Genomic DNA, 14,303 nt, shown 5'->3' on the forward strand with positions numbered 1-14,303 from the left:
TCGTTAGCTGCCCTCGCCAAAGGCAGGTCCGGGTTGATCGTCGACGATGTCGCCGGCCACCGGCGCCTTGCCAGGCGAAGTGCAATCTCCCGGGTAGCCGGCCCGAAACGTCTTGTTTACGGGCAAAACCGGGGACTGTATGACGAGCTGAAGGCCAACTCTGCCAACGCGCAGAAGGTCGGCGGCATCCTCGACAAGAACCTGACCGAGCGCCGCGAAACCTCGGCCCAGCAATGGGCGGAGACGGTGCAGGCGGCTGACGACGCCATGCGTAGCATTGGCGATGCCATCCGCCCGGCCACTGACATGGCGGCCAGAGGATTGACCGCTGTGGCCCAAGGCATCACCAAACTGTCGGACGGGTTCCCGGCGGTCGTGATAGGCATTGGCGGCGTTGTGGCGGCCATTCTGGCGTTCAAGACAGCGTCCAGTGCCTTCAAGATCGGGCGGGGTGTGCTTAATATCGCGTGCGGCCGCCGGCTGGGGCGTGCCGCTCATGAAGACAACGCGGTCACAGACTTGCCTAAAACTGGCAGCAAGGTGATCGACGCTGGTCTGGGTGTATTGGGCAATGGCTCACTGCCTTGGGTGGGGTAAGTAACAGGTAACTGACCGCTGCGCACAGGCAGCTTCCTTGATAGGCCTCTTTCACTGGCGCTTCCGTGCAGGTGGGAAGCGCCAGCGTAACTGCCCCGGCTTGATCCGTCGACTGGCCAGGGCGGCCTGTTGGCCGCTTTTCAGTGCTGCGCGCTATCCACCGCGATGCTTTCACCGGAAACGTCGGCATACCTGGCACTGCGATCGGCTATGGCGTAATGAATCAACCCGCCCAAACTGGCGCCGAAGAACCACGAGAACTGCGACAGCGTGTCGAACGCTGGCACCAGCGCCAGCACGATGGCGATCAGCGCAGCGGGGATGAACGCCGCTACGGCGCGCAGGTTGACCCCGCCCTTGTAGTGGTAGGCGGCCTCGGTGCTTTCGCTGTACAGCTGCGGCAGGTTCACCCGGCTGCGACGCACCAGGTAGTAGTCGGTGACGATGATGCCGTACAGCGGGCCGAGCAGGGCGCCCAGGCCGCCGAGGAAATACACGATTACGGACGGGCTGTTGTACAGGTGCCAAGGCAGGATCACCACCGCGATGCCGGCGCTGAGCAGGCCCGCGCGGCGGAAGTTCAGCAGGTTCGGGGCCAGGTTGGCGAGCACGTAGGCCGGGGCGACGAAATTGGCCATGATGTTCACCGCCACGGTGACGATCAGGAAGGCCAGGCAGGCCAGCACCAAACCGGCGGTGCTGGGGATGGCGGCGACGATTTCGGTGGGGCCCTGCACCAGCTTGCCGTCGATGCTGAACTGCGCACCGGCGAGTACCACGGCAATCAGCGCGAAGCCGAGCATGTTCACGGGCAGGCCCCAGAAGTTGCCCACGCTGATGGTGCGCCGGTCTGGGCAGTTGCGGGTGAAGTCGCAGAAGTTGAGGATCATGGTGCCGTACAGCGAGACCCACAGGGCGGCGGCGCCTAGCACTTTCAGCCACATTGTCGAGCCGGTCGGGGCGTTGCCGCTGGACCAGGCAATCGACAAGCCACTGCGCCAGTACATCCAGCCCGCCAAGCAGGCGAATGCGACCAGAATGATCGGCCCGGTGATGGACTCGAAGCGGCGTACCATCTCCATGCCGTAGGCGAAGATCGCCACCTGCACGCACCAGATACCGAGGAAGGTGACCCAGCCCAGTGTCGACAGGCCAAGGGTTGCGTTCTGATCGTAGGCCTTGAGGTCTGGCACGATGGCGGTGAGCAGCACGCGCAGCACGACCGAGGCGAGGTACGTCTGGATGCCGAACCAGGCAATGGCGATCACCGCGCGGATCAGGGCCGGGATCTGTGCACCGTGGATGCCGAAGCTGATCCGGCACAGGACGGGGTAGGGTAGGCCGGTTTTCTGGCCCATGTAGCCGGACAGGTTCATCAGGCCGTAAATCACCAGCGCGCCGAGGGCGAAGGCGCCAAGGATTTGCGCGCCACTCATGCCCAGGGCGAACAGACCGATGGCGAAGGAGTAGTTGGCGATGTTGTGCACATCGTTGGTCCACAGCGCAAACAGGCTGTAGCGCCCCCAGGTGCGATTTGCCGCGCGGGTTGGCGCGAGGTCGGCGCTGTACAGGCGCGGGCTCAATGCCAGCTGAACGGGCTCGGCCGTTTCGACGGGTAGCGCGTCAAGGTGGCCAACATCGGAACGTGAAATCGACGCCATCGGAACTCCATGATGGTTGTGTACTTTTATTGTTGGATTTGTATACAAACAAGATTCGTACCAACCCGCAGGTTTCATGGGATTTGCCGTTTTCTCGATGTTTTGCTGCCTTTTGCTGCGATGGATCGGGCCTTGAAGTGGGAAGTTCGTGCACATTCGTGTGTGCAGTTGTTACCGCTGGCGCAGGTTGACGCAGTGAACGGCTGGCTTTACGGGGCGTGTTCCGACTAAGCTGGGGGCAGGGTTCCAAGGGGGCAATTCGATGTTGCATGTATCGCTCGGACTGGGTCTGTTAATGGCCGTCGCCTTGGTCGAAGCGGCTCCCCTGCAGGTCCCCACCCCGGCCCAACTCAGGAGCCAGCTCGACAGCCTCAAGCCTGGACAGTTTCTCTGGTACCCGCAGGTCTCGCCGGTGGGGCCGGTGACTGTCGTGGTCAGCCTCACCGAGCAACGTGCCTATGTGTACCGCAATGGCATCGCCATCGGCGTCAGCACCGTGAGCAGCGGCAAGCCTGGCCGGGAAACCCCCACCGGGGTATTCAGCATTCTGCAGAAAAAGGTTGAGCATAAATCCAGCCTCTACAACAGCGCGCCGATGCCGTACATGGAGCGCCTGACCTGGGACGGCATTGCCCTGCACGCTGGACACCTACCGGGGTACCCCGCCTCGCATGGTTGCGTGCGGCTGCCCATGGACTTTGCCAAGAAGCTGTACGAAGTGACCGGTTTCAGTTCGACCACGGTCATTGTTTCCGACACCCACAGTGCTCCGGTGGAGGTCTACCACCCCGGGGTACTGGCGCCCACGGTCAGCGATGGTAAAGCCCAAGGCCCGTTGGTATTGAGCAATCAACAGTTCTGGAACGACCCCGACCCGACGGCAGGGCCGCTGTCGATCCTGATCAGCCGCGCCGACTTGCGGGCCTACGTGTTTCGCGGTGGCCAGCTGGTCGGATCGGCACCGGCACTTTCGCTTGAAAGCAGCCCGCATCGCAGTGGCATGGCGGTGTATTCCCTGCTGCAAAAGCCATCCGCCCCGGCACTCGATGGCGCGCTACCCTTGCATTGGTCGGTGGTGGGCCTGAGCAACCCGGAGTACGGGAGCACGCCCTATGAACAATTGGGCCAATTGAGTATCAACCCGGAATTCCGCCGCCATTTACGGGCGGCGATGGACGTTGGCACGATGCTGGTGATCACCGACTGGGCATCCACCCGGGATACCCGTAGCAATGGACAATTCACGGTAATCAGCACCGAAGGCAGTGAAGACGTTAAACCATTGGTCAAGAAATGATCGGCAATGCTGCAGGAATCAAGCAAAGTAGCCGCTTTTGGCTGCAATCACGGCAACAACGGCCAGGTTTTCATCAGGGTAATCCATGTCGATCTTCAAACCATTGCGGGGAGCCGCGCGGCTCTCGTTGGCCAGTATTGGCCTGTTTTTTCTCAGCGCCTGGCAAGCTGCCCACGCGCAACCTCTGCCGAGTGCCGCCGAGCTGCAGCAGTTGGCACCGAGCGCCAGCCTGTCGACCCTGGCCCTGGCACTCACCGCCTATGCATGCGCCAGTCACAGCGATGCGCAGAAGTTGCTGACGGTGATCGATTACTCCAAGGCTTCGCGTGACAAACGCTTGTGGGTGTTCGACCTGCGTGCCAGGAAGCTGTTGTTCGAGGAATGGGTCGCCCATGGCAAGAACAGCGGCGCCGATGTACCGACGGCGTTCTCCAACGCGCCGAACAGCTACCAGTCGTCTATCGGCCTGTATGAGACCGGCCAGACCTACAGTGGCAAGCACGGCCGCTCGCTGCGCTTGCAGGGTCTGGAGCCGGGGTTCAATGACAACAGCATGTCGCGGGCGATTGTGATGCATGCCGCAGCGTACGCCGACCCCAAGGTGGTGCCTGGCCTCGGTCGTCTGGGGCGCAGCCAGGGGTGCCCGGCTGTTCGGCCGGCCATTGCCGGCAAGCTGATCGAGACGCTGCAACGCGGTAGCTATGTGTTCGCCTATTACCCGCAGCGGGACTGGCTGCAAACATCGCGTTTTCTTAACGCCCAGAGCTGCCCGCTGGCGAATCAGTCGATTGCCAGCAAGTAGGGGAAGTGGCGGGCCAATCCTGTCCGTCCAGCGTAATGAGCTGCATGAGCCCCTAAACGCTACGTGTCACGCCGCCATCAACCCTGATGTTCTGCCCCGTGATGTAGGCCGCGCCGTCGCTGGCAAGAAACGCAATGGTGGCGGCGATTTCCTCGCTGGTGCCATAACGCTTGAGCGGCACGCTGTCGCGGCGTTGTTCGGTGGCCGGCAGGCTGTCGATCCAGCCGGGCAGGACATTGTTGATCCGCACGTTATCCCCGGCGAAGTTGTCGGCGAAGATCTTGGTGAATGCGGCCAGGCCCGAGCGGAAAACGGCAGACGTCGGGAACAGCTCACTAGGCTCGAACGCCCAGGCGGTGGAAATGTTGATGATCACGCCACCCTTCTGGCGCTGCATGAAAGGCGTTACCAGACGCGTCGGGCGAATGACATTGAGCAGGTAAGTGTCCATGCCCTTGTGCCAGTCCTCGTCGCTGATCTCCAGGATCGGCGCGCGCGGCCCATGGCCGGCGCTATTGACCAGCACGTCGATACGGCCCCATTTTTCCACCACGGCGTCGACCAGGCGTTGCAAGTCTTCGACCGACTGGTTGCTCCCGGTTACACCAATGCCGCCAAGCTCGGTAGCCAGCGCCTCACCCTTGCCCGATGAAGAAAGGATGCCAACCTTGAACCCGTCAGCGGCCAGGCGACGTGCTGCTGCAGCGCCCATGCCGCTACCGCCGGCGGTAATAATCGCAACTTTTTCTACTGACATGCTGCCTCCAGAACTGAAATGGCTGATTGCTTAGGTGCACTTACCTTAGCAGTAGCCCCAGTGGCGAGGGAGGCAGGCGAACTTTATCGTGACAGTAGATTAACTATTGCCAACCTGCTGCCTTAGCCAGTGTTGAACCACGTCAAGCGACTCAGGCTGCTGCAGCTTGCGCGGCCACACCAGGTAGAACGACTTGTCCAGCCGGAGCGGCTGGTCGAAGACCTGAATCAGCCTGCCTGCGGCAATGTCGTCACCGACGAATGCCAGGCTGGCCAACGCAATGCCCTGACCACTGATGGCGGCATCAATAGCCAATGAAGTCTGGTTGAACCGCAGGTTTCTGGCGGTCGGTTGGGCGTGGTGTGGGAACACGGCTGCAAGGTACCGGGGCCAGAAGTCATGGGCATCGTGAAGCATGATGAACGCTTGCAGCTGTTCGAAGCAGGTGGGGATGTTGGTGCCCTCGAACAACGCTGGGCTGGCCACGGCGACGATGTGCTGTTCCATCAACAGTTCGCTGTTCAACCCCGCGCCAATTTCGGGCTTTCCATAGCGCACCGCGATATCTACGCCGTCGGTACTGAAGTGAGACAGCCGATCGGTGGCCAGGACCCGCAGATCGATGTCCGGGTGGCTTTGCGCAAAGTTGCCGAGCCTGGGAATAAGCCATTTCGAGGCAAAGGTGGGGGTAACGCTGACCGTCAGGTGAGACGTCTGCGGGCGCAACAGGCGGGTTGCCTCATCGATCATCGCCAAGGCACTGCGAATGCTGCCGCTATAACCCAGGCCCGCATCGGTCAGTGCCAGGCCCCGGGGCAGGCGCTCGAACAAACGAAGGTTCAGGCTTGCTTCCAGCCCGCGTATCTGCTGAGCAACGGCTGCCTGGGTCACCCCCAGCTCCTCGGCAGCCAAGCGGAAGTTGAGGTGGCGGGCAACCACTTCAAACACACGTAGCGCGTTGAGTGAGGGTAAGTCAGGGAAACCGTTTGGCATGACGATGGAGGTGGCCGGGCTGCAAAGATTCAATGCCGAGGCTACTCCCTGAGCACCATTAAAGAAACCCACGCCACCGCAGCCAATCCAGCGCTGTTTCCCTTAAGCCACGCCGTTATCGGCTGCACATTTGCATCGCTGTGCTTGACTCGTGAATTTTTTCATGTAATTTTTCATGAAAAATAACTCTAAAAATTTCACGGCAGTCCGAAACGATGAAGATGCACGAAGAGGTTGAAGCCCTCGCGATCCTTATTCACGACCTGCGCAAATTCAAGAACCTGACCCTGGGTGAGCTGGCCGAGCGCATCAACCGCTCGGTTGGGTTCCTCTCTCAGGTCGAACGCGGTGTTTCGCGCCCGACCGTGGCCGACCTCACCGCCATCAGCGAAGCGCTCGGCGTGTCGACCGCGTACTTTTACAACCTGAGCAAGCCCCGCAGCATCGGCTGGGTCACGCGCCCCCACGGGCGGCGCACGCTGTACCTGGAGTCGGGCATCACCGATGTGCTGGCGTCGCCCACCATCGCCGGCGCCTTCTCCATGCTCGACAGCCATCTTGAACCCGGCGCCACCAGTGGCGAGGCGTACCTGAGCGACCGTTCCGAGCAGGGCTGCTTCGTGCTCGAAGGTGAGCTCACGGTATGGCTGGACCAAGGCGAGGCCGTGACCCTGCAGGCCAACGACTGCTTCCAGCTGCAACCCCACGCGCAGTTCCGTTACGCCAACCTGACGGCAAAACCCACCCGCGTGCTCTGGGTCTTCAATTGAATTCGTTCAACTCACAAGGATAAGAAGATGAGTGTCATCTTTCCGGATCTGCTGACTGAAGTGCGCGCGTTCCGGGCGCAGCACCCGGCCATACGTTATGTCGACCTGATTGCGCTGGATATCCCCGGGCACTTCTACGGCAAGCGCTACCCCATGGACATGCTGGAAAAGGTCGCCGCCGGCGCCCCTCTGAAGCTGCCACAGAACTGCGTGCTGCTCGGTACCCAGGGTGGGCTCTACCCGATTGGTGACTACTGCTTCGCCGACGGCGACCCGGACGCCGCCCGGCGCCTGGTGCCCGGCACCCTGAAACCGGTGCGCTGGGAAAAGGAAGCGATCGCCCAGATGCTGATTACCTCCGACGGCACCGCCCAGCCGATCGAGTTCGAGCCCCGTGAGGTGCTGGCCCGCGTTATCGAACGCCTGGCCAAGCGTGACATTCGCCCGGTGGTGGCGTTTGAGCTGGAGTTCTACCTGTTCGACCGCCAGCTGGATAACGGCCTGCCGCAGTACCCACGTGACACGGCGACCGGGGATGAAGACGATCAGCCGAACATGCACATCGAGCGGCTGTCGCGTTTCTCGTCAGTGCTGCACGAAATGGTGGATGGCGCCAACGAACAGGGTGTGCCAGCGAACGTCATCACGGCGGAGCTGGGCCCAGGCCAGTTCGAGATCAACTTCTCCCACAGCGACGATGCCCTGAGTGCGGCGGACTGGTCGGCGCTGTTCTGCCGCAGCACCCGGGGTATCGCGATGAAGCACGGCTACCGTGCCAGCTTCATGAGCAAGCCGTACCTGGATGCACCAGGCAGCGGCATGCATGTGCACGTCAGCCTGTACGACAGCGCTGGCAATAACATCCTTGCAGGTGCCGAACAACGCAAGCTGCGCCATGCGGTAGCGGGGTGCCTGGAATTGCTGCCGCACTGCATGCCGATCTTCGCCCCCAACCACAATGCTTATCGCCGCTATGGCGCCATGGTCAACGCGGCGAGCAAGGCCAGCTGGGGCTTCGAAGACCGTGATGCGTGCATTCGCATCCCCGAGTCCGACCCGCGCAACCTGCGCATCGAACACCGCCTGGCGGGCGCCGATGCCAACCCGTACCTGGTGCTGGCGGCCATCCTGACCGGCATGGAGCATGGCCTGGACCGCGGCGTTGAGCCCATCGCCCCGCTGAACGACAACCGCCAGAGCGGCATCGACTTCCCCAAGGATGCCCTCGGTGCGTTGGCCGCCATGCGTCACCACCCGGCGGTCAACCAGGGTTTGGGCAGTGAGTTCGTGATGGTGTATTGCGAAAACAAATACCAGGAGCAACTGGACTTCATGCGCCACATCGATGCCCGCGAATACCGCTGGTTCCTGTAGCTGGCGCCGTTCGTACAGCGATGCCTTTCAACGTTCAAACACCACGCGCAATACCGATTTGCCGGAGGAAGATATGCCACGTGTGCCCGTTATTGGCATTACCGCATGCACCAGCATGATTGAGCAGCATGCCACCCAGACCATCGCCGAGAAGTATGCACGCGCGGCGGCCAAGGCGGCCTGTGGCTTGCCCATCGTGATACCCAGCCTCGGTGAGCTGATGGACAGCGCCGATATTCTCGACGTGGTGGACGGGCTGATCTTCACCGGCTCGCCGTCCAACATCGAGCCGTTTCACTACAACGGCCCGGCCAGTGCCGAGGGCACCCATCACGACGCTCTGCGTGATGCCACCACGTTGCCGCTGATGCGTGCGGCTATCGCTGCCGGTGTGCCGGTACTCGGCATTTGCCGCGGTTTTCAGGAAATGAACGTGGCACTGGGCGGCACCCTGCACCAGAAGGTGCACGAGGTCGGGGTGTTCATGGACCACCGTGAAGGCAAGGGCGAGCCCATCGAAAAGCAGTATGGCCCGCGCCACACCATGCATGTAGAGCCTGGTGGCCTGCTCGACCGCATGGGTTTGCCGGCGATCTTCGACGTCAATTCCATCCATGGTCAGGGCATCGATGTACTGGCCCCGGGGCTTAGGGTGGAAGCGCTGGCACCCGATGGCCTGGTGGAAGCCATTTCGGTCGAGAACGGCAAGGGTTTTGCCCTTGCGGTGCAATGGCACCCAGAGTTCCAGGTCATGGACAACCCGCACTACCTGACCCTCTTCCAGTCCTTCGGCAAGGCCTGCCGGCAGCGCTCGGTATTGCGCCAGAAGCTGTTGCTGTCTGCCTGAAAGCGACCTTTCCCAACTAGAAAACGTACCTGCGCAGCCTGGCTGCGCAACGCGATGGAGTGAAAGCAATGAGTGAACAGAATTCGCAAACCCTGGCCTGGCAGGCCATGAGCCGCGACCACCACCTGGCGCCGTTCAGCGATGTGAAGCAACTGGCCGAGAAAGGCCCGCGCATCATCACCTCGGCCAAGGGCGTGTACCTGTGGGACAGCGAAGGCAACAAGATTCTCGATGGCATGGCCGGCCTATGGTGCGTGGCGGTTGGCTATGGTCGCGATGAGCTGGCCGAAGTCGCCAGCCAGCAGATGAAGCAACTGCCTTACTACAACCTGTTCTTCCAGACCGCTCACCCGCCTGCGCTGGAGCTGGCCAAGGCGATCGCCGATGTGGCCCCGCAAGGCATGAACCATGTGTTCTTCACCGGCTCCGGCTCCGAAGGCAACGATACCGTGCTGCGCATGGTTCGCCATTATTGGGCGCTGAAGGGCCAGAAGAGCAAGAAGGTGATCATCGGCCGCATCAACGGTTACCACGGCTCTACCGTGGCAGGCGCCGCCCTGGGCGGCATGAGCGGCATGCACCAGCAGGGCGGGGTGATTCCGGACATCGTGCACATCCCGCAGCCTTACTGGTTCGGCGAAGGTGGCGACATGACCGAGGCCGACTTCGGCGTGTGGGCGGCCGAGCAGCTGGAGAAGAAGATCCTCGAAGTTGGCGAAGACAACGTTGCCGCCTTCATCGCCGAGCCGATCCAGGGCGCCGGTGGCGTTATCATTGCGCCGCAGACCTATTGGCCGAAGGTGAAGGAGATCCTCGCCAAGTACGACATCCTGTTCGTCGCCGACGAAGTGATTTGCGGCTTTGGGCGTACCGGTGAGTGGTTCGGGACCGACTACTACGACCTCAAGCCCGACCTGATGACCATCGCCAAGGGCCTGACCTCTGGCTACATCCCCATGGGCGGGGTGATCGTGCGTGACGAAGTGGCCCAGGTACTCAGCGAAGGTGGCGACTTCAACCACGGTTTCACCTATTCCGGCCACCCGGTGGCGGCGGCGGTGGGCCTGGAGAACCTGCGCATCCTGCGTGATGAGCAGATCATCCAGCAAGTGCACGATAAAACCGCGCCGTACCTGCAACAACGCCTGCGCGAGCTGGCCGACCATCCGCTCGTAGGCGAAGTGCGTGGCCTGGGCATGCTCGGTGCGATCGAGCTGGTGAAAGACAAGGCCACCCGCGCCCGTTATGAAGGCAAGGGCGTGGGCATGATCTGCCGCCAGCACTGCTTCGACAACGGCCTGATCATGCGCGCCGTGGGCGACACCATGATCATCGCGCCACCGCTGGTGATCAGCATCGAGGAGATTGACGAACTGGTGGAAAAGGCCCGCAAGTGCCTGGACCTGACGTACGAGGCTGTTCGCTAAGCGGCCGTTGGCTGCACCGGGGTCGCAAGGCGGCCCCGGTTTGCCTGGCTGGCAATAAGTACACCTGTGAAGCATTTTGCTTTGTGAGTCGTATCATGTACTTTTCAGGGCATTCATTTCCTGTCTGAAAGTCGCGATTCAACTATGAAAGTGCACGAAGAAATCGAAGGCCTGGCAGTACTGATTCGCGACCTGCGCAAGTTCAAAGGCCTGACCCTGGGCGATCTGGCCCAGCGAATCGGCCGTTCGGTGGGCTTTTTGTCCCAGGTCGAGCGGGGCGTATCACGCCCGACCGTGGCCGACCTTACCGCCATCAGCGAAGCGCTGGGTGTCTCGACCGCCTATTTCTACAAGCTGGAAAAACCCCGCGAGCTCGACTGGGTCACCCGCCCGCACGAGCGTCGCACGCTTCACCTGGCGGGCGGCATCACCGATGTACTGGCGTCCCCCACCATATCGGGCGCGTTCTCCATGCTCGATAGCCATCTGGAACCGGGGGCCAGCAGCGGCGAGGAGTACCTGGACGACAGCTCGGAGCAGGGCTGCTTCGTGCTCGAAGGTGAACTGACCGTGTGGCTGGGCGGCGGTGAGCCGGTAACGCTGCGCGCCAATGACAGCTTTCAGCTGCAACCCCACGCCAGTTTTCGTTACGCCAACCTCACCGACAAGCCCACGCGGGTACTCTGGGTATTCAGCTGAGAGGCCCGCTCGGCGTGTCTCGGTTGGCCAGGAAAGATGACCTGCAAACACTGTCAGGGCTGCATAGGGTATCCTTGCGCCACGCAATCAACTTCTAAGCAGTGAACTGAACGATGGGTTTTGAACAACTAGCAGCGCTACGCGACCGCCTGCGGGCGGAAAAACAGCAGGTAAAGGCCGAGAGCCCGAAACAGCCAAAGCGCAAGCCGTCCCCGCAGGCGAAACCGCGCGAGCAGGATCCGGCGGTCGCGGCGATCTGGCCATTGCAGAAGCATTTTCCGTTGGCCTTCCCGGTCAACCCGGCCCCCAAGGTGCCGCTCAAAGAGGGCATTTTCAAGGATGCCGAGCAACACCTGGAGCTGCTCGGGCTAACCCGTGAGCAGCTCAAACTGGGCATCTCGACCTGGTGCCGGGGTGCCCGGTACTGGGCAAGCATGGTCGAAAACGCACCACGCGTGGACTTGACCGGCCAAGCCGCTGGCACTGTGACCGCCGCTCAGGCACTGCATGCCAAGCAGCAGGCATCGCGGCAGCGCAGCCAGGACCGTCGCAACCGTGCGAAGTCGAAAGCACAGGCTCCGGCCCCCGCCGCTGACACCGCAGCGACGTCCGCCGCCGACTGACACGCCCGGGCGGCTTGCCTGGTGCAAGGCCAACGTGAATAAGGCAGTGGCGTAGGCCTTCACTCGACCAAGGCAAGCCATGGCCAGCGCTCGCGATAGCTGGCGGCTTTTGCCTTGAACAAATCGGGGCGGGGACTCAACGCGTTCATCCTCAGCTCGTTGTCTGTGTTGCGGCCTTGGGCAACCAAGATGGGCCGAGAACATGGCGACGCAAATGGTCACCGTTAACGGGGCCTGACGACGGCCAGCTGGCAGGTGTTGAGCTGGCCATCGGCAAACCACTGGCCGCTGCCGTCGGCCCGGACTGTGAAGATCTGTTGCGCAAAGCGATGCCAGTCCAGCGCGGCGACCTGTTTACGCCAGAATCCCTCGGGGTCGTCGGCAGCGCGGGCGTAGGCCTGCTGTAATCCTCCCAGTCAGTGCGGATGGTCGCTTGGCGGGGCTTCTCAGGCGTGCTGTTGCGGGGGCAACAGTGGATCGACAGTCTGCTGCCTGAAGTGCACCTGGACAGGTTTTTATTTTCTTTAACTTACTGATTTATATGTATTTATAGGTTGGCATGTTTGCTGCTCCCGCCTCCTTGAACCCCAAGGATTCTCAAGGAGCCTCCCCATGAGCCACGCCCCAATCAAATTCGCCTACTGGGTCCCCAACGTCAGCGGTGGCCTGGTGGTCAGCACCATCGAGCAGCGCACCAGCTGGGACATCGACTACAACCGCAAGCTGGCGCAAATCGCGGAAAAATCCGGTTTCGATTACGCCCTGTCGCAAATCCGTTTCACAGCGGGCTATGGCGCCGACAACCAGCATGAGTCCGTCACCATCAGCCACGCGCTGCTGGCCGCCACGGAAAAACTCAAGGTCATCGCCGCCATCCTGCCAGGCCCGTGGAACCCGGCGCTGGCGGCCAAGCAGCTGGCGAGCATCGACCAGTTCACCCAGGGCCGTATCGCCATCAACGTGGTTTCGGGCTGGTTCAAGGGCGAGTTCCATGCCATCGGTGAGCCTTGGCTGGATCACGACGAGCGCTATCGCCGTTCCGAAGAATTCATCCGCGCGTTGAAGGGCATCTGGACCCAGGATAACTTCACCTTCAACGGCGACTTTTACCGCTTTCGTAACTACAACCTCAAACCCAAGCCGCTGCAGCAACCGCACCCGGAAATCTTCCAGGGCGGCAGTTCGCGTGCGGCACGGGACATGGCAGCGCGTGTGTCGGACTGGTACTTCACCAACGGCAACAGCGTGGAAGGGATCAAGGCCCAAGTGGACGACATCCGCACCAAGGCGGCGGCCAACGGCCACTCGGTAAAGATCGGGGTGAATGCCTTCATCATTGCCCGCGATACCGAGGAAGAGGCGCGTGCGCTGCTGCAAGAGATCATCGACAAGGCCAACCCCGAGGCGGTGCGAGCGTTCGGCCAGGAGGTCAAGCATGCCGGTTCGGCCAGCCCGGAGGGCGAGGGCAACTGGGCCAAGTCCAGCTTCGAGGACCTGGTGCAATACAACGACGGCTTCAAGACCAACCTGATCGGCACACCGCAGCAAATTGCCGAACGCATCGTCGCGTTGAAGGCGGTGGGGGTGGATTTGATCCTCTCCGGCTTCCTGCATTTCCAGGAGGAAGTGGCGTACTTCGGCGAGCACGTGTTGCCGCTGGTGCGGGCGCTGGAAGCCGAGCGTGGCCTGGACAAAGCAGTAGCCTGAGGCCGGGGGCAGGGAGGGCTTGGCACCCTGCCAGTATTGTCGGATTGTCGTGCAGGGGTTAGGTTGGCGGGCTTACTTCAAGGAAGACTACCCCATGAAACGGACCTTACCGCTCCTGTTCGCCTGCGCGATTTTCCCCTTGCAAGCCTGGTCGGCGCTTGAAGTTGGCCAGTTTACCCTCGGCATGCCCAAGGCCCAGGTCCTGGCCATTCTGCAGCAGCAGTTCGGCGAGGTTGAGCATTTCACGGGCTATCACTATCAGGTGCCCACCGAGTTTTATCAGGGCGCCAATCCCAAGGGCGACTACAGCCTGGGCGGTGTTCCCGTTTCACAGGTGAAAGCGTCGTTCAATGAAGCCGACCAGCTCCGCCAGGTCGAGGTACGGCTGGATACCACTGACGAGGCGCGGGTCCAGCAACTGCTGCCGATGACGAAGCAGGCCAAGCGGGTGCCGAATACCGGTGGCCGGCTGGAAGCGTTTTCTGCAGAGGGTGAGCTGGTTTACTGGGTCTCCAAAGACTGGGACTGGACCGTGGTGACCATTGCCGACAAGGCCAGCTCGGCCGGGAACATCAAGGCCCGGGCCAAGAGTGACGAGAAGTTTGCCCAATTGAACCGCAAGTTCGACAAGCTGATTGAAACCGCCAAGGCGGTGGAGGGGAAAGGCGCGCCTTGATCGCAAGCCCACCCCCTTGCCGACCTTGGCCATCGCCTGGGACGTTGCGGGAGCCTTCTGACGTTGTTGCTGG

The 14,303-nt window shown here is 61.7% G+C and carries 15 protein-coding genes and 1 pseudogene; 11 read left to right on the top strand and 5 right to left on the bottom strand.

Annotated features, from left to right (window positions below):
• Window positions 1-597 (top strand): phage tail tape measure protein (locus tag PM2_RS23490; RefSeq protein ID WP_042132501.1); only part of this gene is annotated, 597 nt, incomplete at its 5' end.
• Here the strand turns inward: PM2_RS23490 and PM2_RS31630 are convergent.
• Window positions 569-682: pseudogene (locus PM2_RS31630) on the bottom strand (GFA family protein); the annotation flags it as partial. The gene PM2_RS23490 and the pseudogene PM2_RS31630 sit on opposite strands and share 29 nt — an antisense overlap.
• A 55-nt stretch (window positions 683-737) precedes the next feature.
• A complete protein-coding gene (locus PM2_RS23495) occupies window positions 738-2,258 on the bottom strand; it encodes an NCS1 family nucleobase:cation symporter-1 (RefSeq protein ID WP_028699767.1) in 1,521 nt (506 codons plus the stop codon).
• Window positions 2,259-2,520: 262 nt separating this feature from the next.
• Here PM2_RS23495 and PM2_RS23500 point away from each other — a divergent pair, with 262 nt between their 5' ends.
• Window positions 2,521-3,555 (top strand): L,D-transpeptidase, encoded by a 1,035-nt coding sequence (locus PM2_RS23500; protein ID WP_028699768.1) that lies wholly within the window; start codon window positions 2,521-2,523, stop codon window positions 3,553-3,555.
• An 85-nt stretch (window positions 3,556-3,640) separates the two neighbouring features.
• Window positions 3,641-4,357: a murein L,D-transpeptidase catalytic domain family protein gene (locus PM2_RS23505; protein ID WP_028699769.1), complete on the top strand. Its 717-nt coding sequence runs from the start codon at window positions 3,641-3,643 to the stop codon at window positions 4,355-4,357.
• 52 nt (window positions 4,358-4,409) lie between these two features.
• On the opposite strand, the gene PM2_RS23510 is transcribed toward PM2_RS23505, so the two are convergent.
• Entirely contained in the window at window positions 4,410-5,114 is a 705-nt protein-coding gene (locus PM2_RS23510) for an SDR family oxidoreductase (protein ID WP_016714934.1), read from the bottom strand.
• Between the two features lie 99 nt (window positions 5,115-5,213).
• On the bottom strand, window positions 5,214-6,107 hold the full coding sequence (locus tag PM2_RS23515) for a LysR substrate-binding domain-containing protein (RefSeq protein ID WP_033740782.1): 894 nt from the start codon (window positions 6,105-6,107) through the stop codon (window positions 5,214-5,216).
• A 215-nt stretch (window positions 6,108-6,322) separates the two neighbouring features.
• Here PM2_RS23515 and PM2_RS23520 point away from each other — a divergent pair, with 215 nt between their 5' ends.
• The 6 genes from PM2_RS23520 (at window position 6,323) to PM2_RS23545 (ending at window position 11,847) form a co-directional block, all read left to right on the top strand.
• A complete protein-coding gene (locus PM2_RS23520) occupies window positions 6,323-6,877 on the top strand; it encodes a helix-turn-helix domain-containing protein (RefSeq protein ID WP_028699771.1) in 555 nt (184 codons plus the stop codon).
• 27 nt (window positions 6,878-6,904) lie between these two features.
• Complete coding sequence (locus PM2_RS23525) at window positions 6,905-8,251, top strand: glutamine synthetase family protein (protein ID WP_028699772.1); 1,347 nt, start codon at window positions 6,905-6,907, stop codon at window positions 8,249-8,251.
• Window positions 8,252-8,324: 73 nt separating this feature from the next.
• The gene (locus tag PM2_RS23530) at window positions 8,325-9,098 is read left to right on the top strand and encodes a gamma-glutamyl-gamma-aminobutyrate hydrolase family protein (protein ID WP_028699773.1); all 774 of its coding nucleotides are present in this window, start codon (window positions 8,325-8,327) and stop codon (window positions 9,096-9,098) included.
• A 68-nt stretch (window positions 9,099-9,166) separates the two neighbouring features.
• Window positions 9,167-10,525, top strand: coding sequence for an aspartate aminotransferase family protein (locus PM2_RS23535; protein ID WP_016714939.1), 1,359 nt, complete (start codon window positions 9,167-9,169; stop codon window positions 10,523-10,525).
• A 144-nt stretch (window positions 10,526-10,669) separates the two neighbouring features.
• Window positions 10,670-11,224: a helix-turn-helix domain-containing protein gene (locus tag PM2_RS23540; RefSeq protein WP_016714940.1), complete on the top strand. Its 555-nt coding sequence runs from the start codon at window positions 10,670-10,672 to the stop codon at window positions 11,222-11,224.
• Between the two features lie 113 nt (window positions 11,225-11,337).
• Window positions 11,338-11,847 (top strand): ProQ/FinO family protein, encoded by a 510-nt coding sequence (locus PM2_RS23545; protein WP_028699774.1) that lies wholly within the window; start codon window positions 11,338-11,340, stop codon window positions 11,845-11,847.
• A 224-nt stretch (window positions 11,848-12,071) separates the two neighbouring features.
• Here PM2_RS23545 and PM2_RS30295 read toward each other — a convergent pair whose 3' ends face one another.
• Window positions 12,072-12,263, bottom strand: coding sequence for an acetyl-coenzyme A synthetase N-terminal domain-containing protein (locus tag PM2_RS30295; RefSeq protein ID WP_231115651.1), 192 nt, complete (start codon window positions 12,261-12,263; stop codon window positions 12,072-12,074).
• A 196-nt stretch (window positions 12,264-12,459) separates the two neighbouring features.
• Here PM2_RS30295 and sfnG point away from each other — a divergent pair, with 196 nt between their 5' ends.
• Together sfnG and PM2_RS23560 are read left to right on the top strand one after the other, a co-directional pair.
• The gene (sfnG, locus tag PM2_RS23555) at window positions 12,460-13,554 is read left to right on the top strand and encodes a dimethylsulfone monooxygenase SfnG (RefSeq protein WP_028699776.1); all 1,095 of its coding nucleotides are present in this window, start codon (window positions 12,460-12,462) and stop codon (window positions 13,552-13,554) included.
• A 94-nt stretch (window positions 13,555-13,648) separates the two neighbouring features.
• Window positions 13,649-14,230 (top strand): hypothetical protein, encoded by a 582-nt coding sequence (locus tag PM2_RS23560; protein ID WP_016714944.1) that lies wholly within the window; start codon window positions 13,649-13,651, stop codon window positions 14,228-14,230.
• Window positions 14,231-14,303 lie beyond the last annotated feature (73 nt).

This window comes from Pseudomonas monteilii NBRC 103158 = DSM 14164, assembly GCF_000730605.1.
GTDB classification, from domain to species: domain Bacteria; phylum Pseudomonadota; class Gammaproteobacteria; order Pseudomonadales; family Pseudomonadaceae; genus Aquipseudomonas; species Aquipseudomonas monteilii.

Coding starts and splice junctions, on each gene's coding strand:
- PM2_RS23525 (WP_028699772.1), top strand. CDS start 6,905: ATGAGTGTCATCTTTCCGGATCTGCTGACTGAAGTGCGCGCGTTCCGG.
- PM2_RS23505 (WP_028699769.1), top strand. CDS start 3,641: ATGTCGATCTTCAAACCATTGCGGGGAGCCGCGCGGCTCTCGTTGGCC.
- PM2_RS23545 (WP_028699774.1), top strand. CDS start 11,338: ATGGGTTTTGAACAACTAGCAGCGCTACGCGACCGCCTGCGGGCGGAA.
- PM2_RS23530 (WP_028699773.1), top strand. CDS start 8,325: ATGCCACGTGTGCCCGTTATTGGCATTACCGCATGCACCAGCATGATT.
- PM2_RS23495 (WP_028699767.1), bottom strand. CDS start 2,258: ATGGCGTCGATTTCACGTTCCGATGTTGGCCACCTTGACGCGCTACCC.
- PM2_RS23535 (WP_016714939.1), top strand. CDS start 9,167: ATGAGTGAACAGAATTCGCAAACCCTGGCCTGGCAGGCCATGAGCCGC.
- PM2_RS23520 (WP_028699771.1), top strand. CDS start 6,323: ATGAAGATGCACGAAGAGGTTGAAGCCCTCGCGATCCTTATTCACGAC.
- PM2_RS23560 (WP_016714944.1), top strand. CDS start 13,649: ATGAAACGGACCTTACCGCTCCTGTTCGCCTGCGCGATTTTCCCCTTG.
- sfnG (WP_028699776.1), top strand. CDS start 12,460: ATGAGCCACGCCCCAATCAAATTCGCCTACTGGGTCCCCAACGTCAGC.
- PM2_RS23500 (WP_028699768.1), top strand. CDS start 2,521: ATGTTGCATGTATCGCTCGGACTGGGTCTGTTAATGGCCGTCGCCTTG.
- PM2_RS23540 (WP_016714940.1), top strand. CDS start 10,670: ATGAAAGTGCACGAAGAAATCGAAGGCCTGGCAGTACTGATTCGCGAC.
- PM2_RS23510 (WP_016714934.1), bottom strand. CDS start 5,114: ATGTCAGTAGAAAAAGTTGCGATTATTACCGCCGGCGGTAGCGGCATG.
- PM2_RS23515 (WP_033740782.1), bottom strand. CDS start 6,107: ATGCCAAACGGTTTCCCTGACTTACCCTCACTCAACGCGCTACGTGTG.